The sequence below is a fragment of the Mesomycoplasma flocculare ATCC 27399 genome (assembly GCF_000815065.1).
Classification (GTDB): Bacteria; Bacillota_I; Bacilli_A; order Mycoplasmatales; family Metamycoplasmataceae; genus Mesomycoplasma; species Mesomycoplasma flocculare.
Genome location: NZ_CP007585.1, coordinates 454,591 through 468,957, shown reverse-complemented (window position 1 = coordinate 468,957; position 14,367 = coordinate 454,591). Strand labels below are relative to the sequence as shown.

The window sequence follows — 14,367 nt, the reverse complement described above, 5'->3', positions numbered from 1 at the left end:
GGTCCTAAAAATGGCAAAAAAAATAATAAATGAAGAAAATCAGGCAAAAAATTTGGAACTACTTCCCTTTTTAGCGCAAGTTAATAAGGAAAAAGGATTAAATCAGCAACAAATTGCACTTTCCCTTGCTAATTTCGGCGAAAACAAATTAGCAAAATCGATTGAAAAAGGCTTATTTTTTCGTATTTTGAAGCAATTAAAAGAGCCGCTTACTTTAGTTTTAATTTTTGTAATTATTATTTCAGTTATAATTACAATTATTTTTGATGATAATCAACCTTTTTGGTCGAAAATAATTTCTTATCTTGAGCCAGTAGTTGTTGCGGTTATTATTGCAATTAATGTATTTTTTTCGCTAGTCCAAGAGGAAAAATCAAAAAAAGCAATTGAAGCAATTTCTAATCTTAATGCTCCAGTTTCAACAATAATTCGTAATGGACAAAAAATAAGCTTGGATTCTAGAGATATTTTAGTAGGGGATATTCTCGAAGTTAGCGCTGGGGATTTAATTAGTGGTGATGGTTATGTAATTGAAATGAAGGATTTTTCTGTATCTGAGGCAATTCTAACTGGGGAGTCAATTTCTGTTTATAAAGAAAAAACTCAAAGCTGGGATAATGAAGCATCTCAGGTTTTTAGCGGCTCAAGCGTCCTTAGCGGCAGCGCAAAAATTTTAGTATCTTCTGTTGGCCAAAGAACAAAATTAGGAAAAATTGCATTACTTGTCTCAAAAACAGAAGAATTAGAATCGCCTTTGCAGAAAAAAATTGCCAAATTTTCAAAAATTATTACTTTTATTGCCGCCTTCTTGGCAATTGCTTTCTTTTTTATTTATATTTATTTGGTTGCGTCTGGGGATTTTTCACATTTTAAAGAAGCGATTGTGATTGCGCTTTCACTTGCAATTGGGTTTGTGCCTGAGGGTCTTGTGCCGCTTGTAACTATAAATTTAATTATTGGGGTAAAAAAACTAGCAAAAAATAATGCGATAGTAAAAGATTTAAAAACGATTGAAACACTTGGTGCAGTTTCGATTATCTGTTCGGATAAAACTGGCACAATCACCGAAAACAAAATGAAAATAGTTGATGTTTTTTATCATCAAACCAAGGAAGAAGATTTTTGAAATCAAGCAGTTTTGAATACGAGTGCTTATAGTTTTCTAGATTCTGAAACTGAAAAATTTTTTGGCGATCCTGAAGAAGTATTAATTTTAAAAAAAGCAAAAAACTATAAAATTGAAAAGCATAATTTAGAAAAAACCTATAAATTCATAGATAAAATTCCTTTTAGTTCGAAGTTAAAATTTTCGGCAACTTTTTATCAAATTGAAAATAAAAAGATTCTATTTATCAAAGGCGCACCAGAAATTATTTTTCAAAAAGCAAAAAACATTGACAAAAATTTAAAGGAAAAATTAAATGTCTTACAGAAATTCGGTTATCGAATTTTCGCTTTTGGTTTTTCTGAAATTCAAGGCACTGAAAATTTAGATAAAAATCTTGAAAAATACCTTGAAAATATTAGCATTTCAGGCCTTGTTGCTTTCCAAGACCCACCGCGGAAAGAAATAAGACCAATAGTAGAATCGCTTTTTAGAGCTAAAATCCAGACAATAATGATAACAGGCGATAGTTTTTCAACAGGAAAAGCCGTCGCAAATAGTGTGGGAATTTTAAAGAAAAATTCCCTTTTTATTGATCGTGTTGATTGAAGAAAAGATGATTTTTGAAAGGAGAATATCGAAAAATTCCACCTTTATACACGCTCTCAACCTGAAGATAAATTGGAAATTGTAAATGCTTTACAAGCTAAAAAACATGTTGTAGCGATGTTAGGCGATGGAGTAAACGATGCCCCTTCACTAAAAAAAGCGGATGTTGGTTTTGCCATGGGAATAACTGGTTCGCAAGTTTCAAAACAGGTTGCAAACGTTGTTCTTGTTGATGATAATTTTCAAAGTCTTTATTCAGCAATTAAAACTGGGAGAAATATTGTTACTAATATTAAACAGCTTTTTGTTTTTTTATTAGCGGCTAATTTTTCGATGCTTTTTTCAGTAATTTTTGCCACTTTGATTTTTAAAGAACAAATTTTTTCTAGTCTACAAATTCTTTGAATAAACGTTGTCTCAGAAACTTTTGGTGGAATCGCATTAGGTCTTACAAATATCAAAAAAAACGTAATGAATGAAGATTTTTTGCAAGAAAATCAGCAATTGTTTTCAAAAAAAATAGTAGTAAAGATTGTTTTTTGAGCAATTCTTAATACTTTTTTAGCACTTTTTAGCTTTTGACTATCAACGTCATCAACAATTTCATTTTTAATTATTAGTCTTAGTCTTGCCAGTCTTTCTTATATTTTAACAACCAATGATTTGCTTTTTCGTTATAAATTAGTGGATTTAAAATTTTTACACATCGGTTTTCTTGCTAGTTTTTTTTCAGTGTTGTTTGTTTCGCTTGTTCCGGGAATTAATGTTATTTTTTCACCAAAAGATTTTCTATCCTCATATTTGTTAATTTTAGAAAATAGCAATTATTATATTTTGTTTTTGCTAGTTTTAGGGCCGATTTTTATTGACCAAATTTGAAAAATTTTTGCTAATTCACGAAAAAAGCACTAATACTCTTGATTTTTTCAACACTCAAGTTTAACTTTAGTTTCATCGAATTTAGCTGGGTCCTCAATTTTAAATAATATATATAAAATAGCTCTTTTAATTCGCGAATTTGTATATCGCTTCGAATTTACAGCGCTTAAAAACTTTTCTAAATTGGGTTGGTCGATATGTTTTTTGAATAAATTTTCAATCCCTTCGCTAATTAATCAGGTTTTTGCAAGAATTTCTGCGGGAGTTTCTCTTACAATCTTTTGAAATTCAGGGTATAAATATGCTAGCGAACAGACCGGTTGTTGAAATTTCATTGGCGAAAATTGAGAAATTGATTTATTCTCACTAATAAGTTGCCGTAAATAAGTTGCCGAAACAACTTTTGAATTAGGATTTTTTTCGCTATATTCTTCTTTTCTTTTCAAAGTATATGCCTTAATTGGATAATTATTTGCAACTATTTGCTTAATATATTCAAAACCGAGAATGTCATTTGGAAGAACAATTTTTTGTCCAGTAATTTCTTCTAACGCAAATGCTGAAGCCTTTGGAAAAGAATAACCCAATTTAAGTGCATATTTTAAAGAAGCGTTGTATGAAGCCTGATTATCATTTCATAATTTTGCAAGGTTATACAAATTTTCCACATCATTTGACTCAGAACCAAAGATAATTTTATTAATTTTATGCTCGTTAATTATTTTTAAAGCGCCTTTTGCAAATATATGCGCTGCCTGAGTTGCGAATTTAAATGGAAGCCTAATTATAAAATCAGCCCCATATTTAAGAGCGATTTTGCTTTTTGTTTCAAAATCAGCAAGGCTGATTTCTCCTCTTTGAGTAAAATTTCCACTTAAAATAACATAAATTTTATCTTCGGGGAAATTTTTTTTTGTATATTCAAGTTGATAGATATGACCGTTATGAAACGGATTATATTCTGCAATGATAGCAATTGCCATGTTTAAAAACCTTTATTTATAGTAATTTATTTATAAATTTATAATCAAAATTTTTTTAAAGATATAATCTGATACTGATATAGAATAATTTTCTAATATTTTTTCGTTTATTAATCAGAATGGTTATACTTTTTTCCTCTTTTTTGTAAAATTATAAAAATTATTTAATCGGATTTTTTCTTTGCTTGATTAGCTCCAAAAACTGTGATTCGTTAATGATTTTCACACCAATTTTTTTAGCTTTTTCAATTTTTGAACCAGAGTCCTCGCCTAGGAGCAAAAATTTAGTTTTCTTGCTTATAGAATTGTGAAAAATTGCTCCTGATTTTTCGATTATTTTTATAAATTCGCCTCTTGATTTACTCAATTTTCCTGAAATTGCAAAACTTGCCCAAGCGTTTGTAGGATCAAGGATTAAAGTTTCATTAAAATTAAAATTGATTTTTTCAAGACAATTTAATAATTGCAGGTTTACCGAATTTTTAAAATAATTATTTAATGACTCAATAATTACTGGTCCAAAATCTTGTTGATTATTAAGCGAGCTAAAATCTAAATTTTGTAATTCCGAAATATTTTTAACATATTTTGAAAGAATTTTAGCTGCTTTTAAACCAACATTTTTTATTCCTAAACCAAAAATTAGTCTATAAAAATCGATGTTTTTTGCTTTTTCGATTTCATTTAGCAATTTCATAATCGATCTAATTTGCAAAGAAGGTGAATTTTCTTTTATATTGTCTGATGATTTTTTATTTTTAAATTCTGAATGAATTAGTTCAAGTTTTTCCTTTAAATAAAAAATATCACAAATATTGGAAATTAACTTTTTTTCCAGAAGAATTTTAATTCTTTTTTTAGCTAAAGTTTCAATATTTAATGCTTCTTTTGAACAAAAATGAACTATTTTTTGCAAAATAATTTCAGGGCAAAAGCGATTTAAACAAAACTGATCAAGCCCAGAATCACTATACTCTAACTTTGAGTTACATTTTGGGCAATTTTCAGTTATAGAAAAATTTGTTTTTTGATGATCGTTAACACTACCAATAATTTGTGGAATTATTTCACCTGCTTTTTTAACATAAACTTCTGAATTTAGGTTTAATTTTAAATTTTTAATATAAGAATAATTTGGCAAAACCGCAGATGAGACCAATGTTCCGGCAAGTATTGTTGGTCGAATTTTCGCATTATAAGTTATCTTTCCTGTTCTACCAACAGTTGGAAAAATGTCTAAAAGTATTGTTTTTGCAATATCATCTTCAAATTTAAAGGCAATTGCGCTATGAGGAAATTTAACGGTTGAGCCTAATTCATCATAAATTGAAAATTCGTTAATTTTAATTACAACTCCATCAATATTGTAATCGAGTGCGTTGCGTTTTTTCTTTATTTGGTTAATAAAAGCAAGAACTTCACTTAAATTATTGCGTTGTTTTTGAAAATTATTTACTGGAAAATTTAGCTTTTTCAAAAATTCAATTGCCTCGGATTGGGAATTAATTTTATGTTTTTCAGGATACATAAGTCCATAAAAGCAAGCGCTTAAATAATTAAAATCGGTTTCATTTTCTGCCAAATTTATATTTTTGTTTTTCGCTTTTTTATACCGACGTAAAATTCCACTTGCTGCATTGCGTGGGTTTTTAAACATTTTCGATTCTAATTGTAGTTTTGAAAATAGGGAATTATTAATATAAATTTCGCCACGAATTTCTAAATCGTCAAAATATGAGATTTTTTTAGGGATAAATTTATCACTAATTTTAAGAACATTAATTAAAACATTTTCGCCAAACATTCCATCACCCCGAGTTAGCGCCTGAACTAGCTTTCCATTTTTATAAAAAAGCGAAATAGAAATTCCATCAATTTTAGGCTCAACAAAAAAGGTGACATTCTCTAAAATTTGTGTTGCTTTTTGCACCCATTTTTCCAGTTCTGAATTTGTATAGGCTTTGTTTAACGACAACATTGGGCTAGAATGTTTTATTTTTTCAAATTTAGAAGTAATTTTTGCTCCCACTTGTTGGCTTGGTGAACTGTTTAGTTCTTCTAAATTAAACAAATAATAATATTTTTGTTCTAAGGCAATTAGTTTCTTTAACTCTTTATCATAAATTAAATCATCGACAACAGGATCTTGTAATTGATAATAACAATGGTTTCAATTTTCAATTTTTTTTCTAAGTTCAAAAATTTTAGCACGAATTTTACTGTTATTTTCCATGGTTTAAATTTTTTGGTTAGTATATAACCATCATTTTGGAAGTTGCGAAATTGGAATTATATTTATTTCCATCAAAATAGTTAAAGTAATTAAACTTATAAAAACAAGCAAAAATAAATAATCAATTTTAGTAAAAACTAATCGGCGATAACGACTTCTTTTTGCATAAACATCATAATTTCGAACATCCATTGCATTTGAAAGATCCTCAGCTCGTGAAAAAGCCAGTACAAAAAGCGGAATTATTAATGTAATCAATGACTTAATTTTATCCTTAATTTTTCCATGTTTGAAATCAACGCCGCGAGATGATTGTGCTTTCATAATTCGTGTTGCCTCTAATAACAAAGTGGGAATAAACCGAATCGCGATTGAAATGATCATGGCAATTATATGTGTGGGAATAAATAAAAGTTTTAAAGGTAAAATTAAATCTTCAATTGCGCGAGTTAATAAAAAAGGTTTGGTTGAATAGGTAAGAATTGTAGTTGAAATTATCATCCCATAAATTCTAATAGCCAAAACAAGCGAGCGAATTATGCTAACAGTGCCGATTGAAAACTTAATATTTCAAAATATAGTGCTTGGTTTTACTAAATATCAAGAAATAAAATCATTACTCTGTTGCTCATTAAGGCCTAAAACGCGATATTTTGGTAATTTATTAAGTTTTTCGATTCCTAAAATTGCGTTAATATTGTTCTGATCAATAATAAAGCCATAAATTATAAGCATAATAATAAAAATTATTAATGGTAATTTCATTAAAGTGAAAATATGTCTAATTTTTTTGGTAGTAATATAAAAAAACACTAATGTCGATAAAAGTAAAATTAAAACAGTGACCAAATGTGTTGTTACAAAAAAAAGCACAGCAAAAAGAATGTTAAAAGCAATTTTTAACCGCGGATCCATTTTATGAATTATCGTATTTTGTTGCACATATTTCGCGACACTAATTTGCATTTTTATCCTTTTCTATTAGAAAGTTAATTTCCGAGATTAATTCAGCAACTGATTTAACATCAGAAATTGGATAGCCAATTTTTATTAATTTTTCACGAAAATTAAGTAAATTAGTTGGCAGCATATTATTTTCGATTAAAAATTTATTATTTGCTAAAATCGGATAAGTTGGCCCATCGTATATAATTTTACCATCTTTAAAAAAAATGCAACGTTTTGTTCACTCGAGAACATTATCAAGATCGTGGGTGGCTAAAATAATTGTTTTCCCTTTTTTATGCAAAGCATCAAGAATTTCTAGCATTTTTACTGTGCCTTGAGGATCAAGGCCGGCCGTTGGTTCGTCAAAAAAAATAATATCCGGTTCCATTGCTAAAATACCTGCAATTGCAACACGTCGTTTTTGACCACCTGAAAGTTCAAAGGGAGATTTTTCTAAAAAACTTTTATCAAGGCCGACTAATTCAATCATTTCAATTGCTTTTTTTTTGGCCTCTGCTTTTGATGCTCCCATTGATATGGCGCCAAAAATTATATCCTTTTCGATTGTTTGTTCAAAAAGTTGGTATTCGGCAAACTGAAAAACAACACCAACACGACGGCGAATTTCGTTTATAAATTTAATTTTAGACTTTAAAAACTTTGGTTTTTTTATTACTAGTTTTTTTTCTTGATTTTGCGTATCAAAATAAAAATATTCTATTCTCCCTTGGTCTGGTAACAAAAGCGCATTCATATGTTGAATAAAAGTTGTCTTACCAGAACCAGTCTGACCAATTATAGCAATAAATTCGCCCTGATTAATTTCAACGCTGACTTTATCAAGAGCTTTTAATTCTGTTGGTAATTTTTGATCATAAATTTTTACAATTTCATATGCTTTAATTTTCATAGCTGATCTAGCAATTCATCTTGGTTATAAGTCGGGTTGATTAAATTAATACCTTCTGAAATTTTATAAAAAAAAGGGGAGTCAATTTTAGCTTTTTTTATTATATTTTTGTCATTTAAAATTAACTTCGGATCACCTTGGGCAATAATTTCTCCATTTGCAAAAACTATAACCTCATCTGCTAAAATTGCTTCTTTCATGTTATGAGTTATTGAAATTAATGTTTTTTCTTTGTCATTTCTTAGATTATCTAAAATTTTTATTACATCAGCTTTTCCGCGTGGGTCGAGCATTGAAGTAATTTCATCAAAAATTATTATTTGAGGGTTGAGGGCTAGAACTGATGCAATAGCCACTCGTTGTTTTTGACCACCTGATAAAAATTGTGGCTCACGGTCTAAATAAGATTGCATTTGCACTTTTTCAGCTAAATCAATTATTATTTGTCGCATTTTTTTAGGGTCTTCGTTAATATTTTCTAAACTAAAAGCAATATCGTCTTCAACAGTAGCACCGACGAATTGATTATCAGGATTTTGGAAAATTATTCCAATCTTTTTCCTTATTTTTGGCAAATTTTCCTTATTTAACAGAATTGAGTCAACTTCAATTGTGCCTTTTTGGGGTTTAAAAATTCCTGAAAGAATTTTTGAGAATGTAGATTTTCCTGAGCCATTATGTCCTAAAATTGCATAATATTTCCCTTTTTCAAAAATAACATTGATATTTTTTAAAACTAGTTGATCCAAATTATTCGTATAGCTAAAGCATACATTTGAAATTTTTATCATTTTTTAGTATTATTTTTCGCCTTTGTTAGGGTCAAAAATAGCAACAAAAGGTCAATTTCGGTATTTATCTTGATAATCAAGACCATAACCTACAAGAAAAGCATCTGGAACTTCAAACCCAGAAACATCAGCATCAATGTCATATTTTCTTTTTGACTTCTTATCAAAGAGAGTGATTACTTTTAAAGATTTAGGACTTTTTAATTTTAGATGGTCTCTAATCTTAGCCAAAGTTATTCCTGAATCAAGAATATCGTCGACTAAAATTACATCTTTATTTTCGATTTTAATATCAATATCAGTAATAATTTTTAATTCTCCTGTTGATTCAGTTCCACCAAAATAAGATTTGGCAATCACAAAATCAATCATTGAATCAATTTTAACTTTTTGAATTAATTCAGTTAAAAAAATCAGCGAACCTTTGAGCACGCCAATAAAAACAATTTCTTTTGAATTTGCATAATTTCGATTGATTCATTCAGCGATTTCAGCAATCCGGAATTTAATTTCTTCTCTGTTATAAAGAATTTTTGTTATACAGCTATTACTAATCATTTTAGCTCCTTGAATCTTGAATAATTTTATCATAATATTTTACACTATTTTAGCGAACTTTTGGTATTTATTTTGCTTTTTTTTATTCTTTTCAGATTTGATTAATTTTAAAACCATGGTAAATTCGCCCTTTAAAGAATTTTTTACTTGATTTATAATTTCAATAGGTGTGCCAAAAAAATATTTTTGATGAATTTTTGTCATTTCTTTTACCAAAAATATTTCTATATTTTTTTCATAGATTTGTTTAATTACTTCGAGAACATAAATTAATTTATAGGGCGAAATATAAAAAATATAACTAAAACCTTCTTTAAAATTAGTTATTTGTTTAATAATTTGTTGTTTTTTAGAATTAAAAAAACCCATAAAAACTAGCGGGGAATCAAATCCTGAAAGAACAAAAGCGCTTACAAATGCACACGCTCCAGGCAAAAAGTCAACTTCGATTTTGTTATTATGAGCTCATTTTATTAAAAACTGTCCTGGATCGCTAATTAATGGAGAGCCGGCATCGGAAATTAATAAGATATTTTTTTGGGAAAAAATTAATTTTGAAATTTTCGAAATTATGAGTTTTTCATTAAATTTGTGATATGAAATTAATTGCTTATCGTAAATTTCTAAAAAATTTAACAACTTTCTAGAAACTCGCGAATCTTCACATAAAATTAAATCTGCATCTCGCAAGGCGTCAATTCCGCGAAGACTAATATCCTTTAAATTTCCGATTGGCGTTGCTAAAACAGTGATTTTCATAGTTGTTTTTAGGACAAAATAATATTCATACGCACCAAAAATGCGGATTTTTGAACATTAAAATTTTCGTTCGAATTTAATGATGATAAAAATTTATGTGCGGTTTGTAATATATTAGTAATTTTTTTAAAATTTAATACCGGAAATTTATTTTTTTTTGAATAGTTAAGATTTTTTTTCATATTATCTAAAAAAATCGATTTAAAATAAAATAATAAAATTTTAATGAAAACAAATGCGTTTTCTTTTGTTAGAGTTTTGTTCAGAAATATTAAAAATTTTGTTTTATTTTTAATTAGATCATGAAAAAAAGATTCAAGTTTTTTTAGATCCTCGTCTGAAACATTTTCAATAGCATTAACTGCTATTTCAAAATTTGGAAAAATTTTTGAATAAACCAAGTTATAATGACTTTTTTTTCATTTGTCTAATTTTTTTTTAATATCTTTTTGTTGGTCAAATTCATTAAATCAAAAAACTTGACAACGAGAAACAACAGTTGATATGATTAAATTTTGAGACTTTGTTGTTAATAAAAAATAAGTTGAATTAGGCGGATCTTCAAGAATTTTTAAAAATGCATTTAATAATGATATATGTGCGTTTTCAATATTTTTTAGTATAAAAATTTTTGTTTGATAGTTGCTAAAACTGCTAAAATATAATTTATTAACCTCCTGTATAAATTCCTGTTTTGAAAGATTTTTATCTAAAATATCATATAAAAAAATTTCATATTTATGATTAAAATTATTTAAAAATTCCTTAATTTTATTTTCTAACAAATTTGTATAATTTGAAATTAATAAAATGGCATGAGGAGCTTGTTCGATTTTATCTAAATTATTAAGAAAAGTTGTTCAATTATTTTTGTCAATTAGCATAATATTTCTCAAAAAGTTTAATTATAACCATTAAAACATCATCGTAACTTCCGTTTCCATCAATTTTAAAAAAGTTTTTATTGTTTTTTTCTAAAAATTTATAACCTTCAATTACTTTTTTATAAAATTCTTCACCTCGATTTTCAAGTCGGTCACGTCTATCCCCTCGAAAAATGCCCATTCTTTCAAAGGATTTTGCAATTTTAATATCTAAAAAAAATGTTAAATCTGGAAATGTATTTTCAGAAATTAAACGATTTAAATTACTAACCAAGTCAACACCAAGCTCGTTTCCAAAACCTTGATATGCAATAGAAGAATCAATATAACGATCACAAAGGACAATTTTTCCTGATTTTATTGCCGGTCATATCAATTTTTCAAGATGAATTCGCCTTGAAGTTGCAAATAAAAGCATCTCGACATAAGGACTAATTTGATTATTTTTGTCTAACAAAATTTCACGGATTTTTAATGCTTCTTTTAAATTACTGCCACCAGGCTCAAAGGTTGTTATAATTTCTTTTTCTGGAAATTTAATTTTTAAATATTTTGCAAATAATTTAATAACAGTTGATTTTCCACTTGCATCAATACCTTCAAAACTAATAAACATACCTATTTTTCCATTTCTTGGCGGTTTTTAAGAGTTTGTTCTAAAGTAATGCTATCGATATAATCAATTGTGGCGCCAAATGGAATCCCAGTTGCAAGGCGAGTAATTTTAAGATTGGCTAAAAACTTTGATTTTGTTATATAATTTGCAATAATCCAACCTTCCATTGTTGAGGAAAAACCAAGAATTATTTCGCATTTACCCGTTGCTAAATCAGCAATTTTTTCAATTTGTGAATCACATGTTTCTAATTTTTTAATATCGTATTTTCCTGATTCTTCAAATTTTGTTACCATATCGTAATTTTCAACTACTAAAATTTTAAAAGAACGTTGAAAATCTAGGCATATTTCGCAAACAGGGTTTGTATTTAAATATCCACACTTTTCGCAATATTTAATATTTTTTTTTAATTCATAAATTTTGTTAACAAAATTTTCAATCTTTGTAATTGGTGTATCAACAAGATAATACAAAATTTTCATTGCCTGTTTTTTTGATATTTCCGGAATTTGCTTTAAATTTTCTGCAAGTTTTTCAAATGTTTCTTTTATCATAATTAAATTTGACTAGGATAATCTTTAATTTTTTCGTTTTCTTCTTTAATTCTTAATAATGCTTGATTTAATGTAATCGAAAGCAAATCTTCTAATGTTTCAATGTCATCTTTGTCTATTAAAATAGAGGAAATTTTTAATTTTTTTAGTTCAAAGTCTCCAGAAATGGTTAGTGAAATTCCTTGATTTTCAAAATCAAAATCTATTTTGTCAAGCGCTTCTTTTTTAGTTTTTTGGTCTTTTTGTATTTTTTGAGCTTGCTTTAATAATTTTTGAAAATTCATAATTTATCCTTTCAAGAAATTAAAAAAATTTTAAACTAAATTATATAAATTTATTTAAAAATTTTATTTATCAAAAAAAAGTTTTTCTAAATCAGTCTTGGAAATACTTTTTTGTTTTGGGGGTTTAAACGGTTTTGTGGTAATTTTTTTACCTTGAGACTTAAATTCGTTAAACATAATTTTAGTTTCGTTAACAAGTTTTTTGCTAAATGCGACTGCATGCATTTCACAGTTAAAAATTTGCGATAATAATTCGTTAACATGCCTGTTTTCTTTTATAGTTTCAATTAATAAATCTTCATATTCATCGTTTTTTGCAATAAAACAAACAAAATTTGGTCCTAATGAAATAATTTCAGCATATTTTAGAACGTTAACAATGTCTAAAAGTTCATCATTATATTCAAAAAACGGTAAATTTTTGTCTCAATTTAGGGTTAAATTATTATAAGTTGAAGGGTCTTGTTTATAGAAATCCTTACCTAATAACATAAAATTTAAGGCTTCCTCAGCGCTCAAATAGTCTTTTAAATTTGGTTCTTTAATGAATTTGCTTGTATTATTGTCGAAATTAGTCTCTAAATTAAAATTAAATAAATTATCGTTACTCTTATCTGAATTATTTAAAAATTGATTAGACTTTTCATTATTTTTGGTTTGGAAAGTAAAAGTATCATCATATATTTTTTCGGTATTATTAACATTAACTTCTTTTTCAGAATTTTCTTGTTCTAAAGATGAAGAAGAAAATTCGATTTTATTTTCAGATTCTAAGTTGCTATTTGCATAAAATGTTTCTGAATTTCTTATATTTTTTTTGTCTGTGGTTTGGTTTGCAGAGCTTATAAATTCAGTATTTATTCTATTTGGTTCTTTAAATTCAACACTTGATTTAGAAAAAACGTTGATATTTATAGAGTTTTTTTTTAAATTTTGGTCTAACTTGGGATTAGGAATTGATGAATAACTTTCTTGATTTTTAAGGGAAGTATCAAATTCTAAATCTTTTGATTCAAATTTTTCAGATTTTTCTATTAGTTCTTTAGTTTTCTGAAAATTACTAAAGTGATTTTTTGCATCATTTTTTTGCGTTTTTTTTATAATTTCTATTTTATTTTTGCTCAAATTTTCTGATGAAAGATTATTTAATTTTTTAATTATATCGTTGTTTTGTGCTAAAATGCGCATAACGAAAATTTCAAGAGTTAAATATTGGAATTCTCCAAAATTAATATCTTTTAGACTAGAAAAAGCTATTTCTAGAAATTTAAATGCAAAATCATAGCTAATTTTCAAATTATTTAGATCAATAATGTTATAAAATTCAAGCAGCTCTTCTGTTTTAGTATTTTGCCAAATAATTCATTCTTTTACTAGGTTGATTAAAGATTCTAAAAATAAACGAAAATTTTTGCTTTGCAGTGAAATTTGTTCTAAAATTTCGAAAGAAATTTTAGAATCATTCAAAAAAAGCGCATTAACAAAATTAACAAGAATTTCCTTATTTACTAAACCAAAAAGTTCAATAATATTTTTTTGGTTTAAAACCCCATTTCCAAAAGTTATAACCTGTTCTAAAATTGAAATTGCATCGCGAAGACTGCTTTGACTTAACAAAAAGATTGATTTTAAGGCTTCTTTTTCATACTTTATTTTTTCTTTTTCAAGAATAAATTTTAATTGATTACAAATTTCTTTCTCGCCTAATCCAAGAAAATTATAACGCTGAACCCGCGAAAGAATTGTAAGAGGAATTTTGTGTACTTCAGTTGTTGCTAAAATGAAAATCATATGTTTTGGTGGTTCTTCTAAGGTTTTTAAAAAAGCATTAAAAGCTGGGTTTGAAAGCATATGAACCTCATCTAGAATGTAAATTTTATAAGGGCTAACTTGAGGAAGATTAATTAAATTTTCAATAATTTCTCTAATTTCTTTAACTCCATTGTGGGATGCTGCATCCATTTCGATAATATCAAGAGAATTGTTTAGATTCGCAATACAATTTTTACAAGCATCGATAGAATTTTGCCGATGAGTGCAGTTTATTGCATTAGCAAAAATTTTTGCAACGGATGTTTTGCCAGTTCCGCGCGGCCCTGAAAATAGATAAGCGTGAAAAAACTTATTTGATTTTATGATGTTTTTTAAACTTTCTAGCAAAAATTTTTGCCCAACAATATCAGAAAATTTTTGTGGCCGATATTTTCGATACCAAGCAACATAATTTTTTTTCATTTCCATAGAAGTCCTT

At 27.3% G+C, this 14,367-nt stretch carries 13 protein-coding genes; 1 reads left to right on the top strand and 12 read right to left on the bottom strand.

Annotated features, from left to right (window positions below; all coding sequences use genetic code 4):
• Positions 1-10: 10 nt before the first annotated feature.
• The gene (locus MYF_RS01785) at positions 11-2,626 is read left to right on the top strand and encodes a cation-translocating P-type ATPase (protein WP_002557558.1); all 2,616 of its coding nucleotides are present in this window, start codon (positions 11-13) and stop codon (positions 2,624-2,626) included.
• Here MYF_RS01785 and MYF_RS01780 read toward each other — a convergent pair.
• The 12 genes from MYF_RS01780 to dnaX form a co-directional block, all read right to left on the bottom strand.
• Positions 2,623-3,576: a nucleotidyltransferase gene (locus tag MYF_RS01780; protein ID WP_002557557.1), complete on the bottom strand. Its 954-nt coding sequence runs from the start codon at positions 3,574-3,576 to the stop codon at positions 2,623-2,625. The genes MYF_RS01785 and MYF_RS01780 overlap by 4 nt on opposite strands.
• 160 nt (positions 3,577-3,736) lie before the next feature.
• On the bottom strand, positions 3,737-5,809 hold the full coding sequence (gene ligA, locus MYF_RS01775) for an NAD-dependent DNA ligase LigA (protein ID WP_002557556.1): 2,073 nt from the start codon (positions 5,807-5,809) through the stop codon (positions 3,737-3,739).
• 3 nt (positions 5,810-5,812) lie between these two features.
• Positions 5,813-6,775 (bottom strand): energy-coupling factor transporter transmembrane component T family protein, encoded by a 963-nt coding sequence (locus MYF_RS01770; protein WP_002557555.1) that lies wholly within the window; start codon positions 6,773-6,775, stop codon positions 5,813-5,815.
• Entirely contained in the window at positions 6,765-7,667 is a 903-nt protein-coding gene (locus tag MYF_RS01765) for an ATP-binding cassette domain-containing protein (RefSeq protein WP_002557554.1), read from the bottom strand. The genes MYF_RS01770 and MYF_RS01765 overlap by 11 nt, the downstream gene beginning before the upstream one ends.
• Positions 7,640-8,458 carry an energy-coupling factor transporter ATPase gene (locus MYF_RS01760; RefSeq protein ID WP_002557553.1) on the bottom strand — a complete coding sequence of 273 codons (819 nt, stop codon included), beginning with the start codon at positions 8,456-8,458 and terminating at the stop codon, positions 7,640-7,642. Before MYF_RS01760 ends, MYF_RS01765 begins: the two co-directional genes overlap by 28 nt.
• A 9-nt stretch (positions 8,459-8,467) precedes the next feature.
• Positions 8,468-9,016, bottom strand: coding sequence for a hypoxanthine phosphoribosyltransferase (gene hpt / locus MYF_RS01755; protein ID WP_039387615.1), 549 nt, complete (start codon positions 9,014-9,016; stop codon positions 8,468-8,470).
• Positions 9,017-9,055: 39 nt separating this feature from the next.
• Complete coding sequence (rsmI, locus tag MYF_RS01750) at positions 9,056-9,775, bottom strand: 16S rRNA (cytidine(1402)-2'-O)-methyltransferase (protein ID WP_002557551.1); 720 nt, start codon at positions 9,773-9,775, stop codon at positions 9,056-9,058.
• Positions 9,776-9,783: 8 nt separating this feature from the next.
• A complete protein-coding gene (locus MYF_RS01745; RefSeq protein WP_002557550.1) occupies positions 9,784-10,659 on the bottom strand; it encodes a DNA polymerase III delta subunit in 876 nt (291 codons plus the stop codon).
• Positions 10,640-11,275 carry a dTMP kinase gene (tmk, locus tag MYF_RS01740; RefSeq protein ID WP_002557549.1) on the bottom strand — a complete coding sequence of 212 codons (636 nt, stop codon included), beginning with the start codon at positions 11,273-11,275 and terminating at the stop codon, positions 10,640-10,642. The genes MYF_RS01745 and tmk overlap by 20 nt, the downstream gene beginning before the upstream one ends.
• Before the next feature lie 2 nt (positions 11,276-11,277).
• Complete coding sequence (locus MYF_RS01735) at positions 11,278-11,832, bottom strand: recombination protein RecR (protein WP_002557548.1); 555 nt, start codon at positions 11,830-11,832, stop codon at positions 11,278-11,280.
• Between the two features lie 2 nt (positions 11,833-11,834).
• Positions 11,835-12,116 carry a YbaB/EbfC family nucleoid-associated protein gene (locus MYF_RS01730; protein WP_039387613.1) on the bottom strand — a complete coding sequence of 94 codons (282 nt, stop codon included), beginning with the start codon at positions 12,114-12,116 and terminating at the stop codon, positions 11,835-11,837.
• A gap of 63 nt (positions 12,117-12,179) precedes the next feature.
• Positions 12,180-14,357 carry a DNA polymerase III subunit gamma/tau gene (gene dnaX / locus MYF_RS01725; RefSeq protein ID WP_002557547.1) on the bottom strand — a complete coding sequence of 726 codons (2,178 nt, stop codon included), beginning with the start codon at positions 14,355-14,357 and terminating at the stop codon, positions 12,180-12,182.
• Positions 14,358-14,367: the final 10 nt, after the last annotated feature.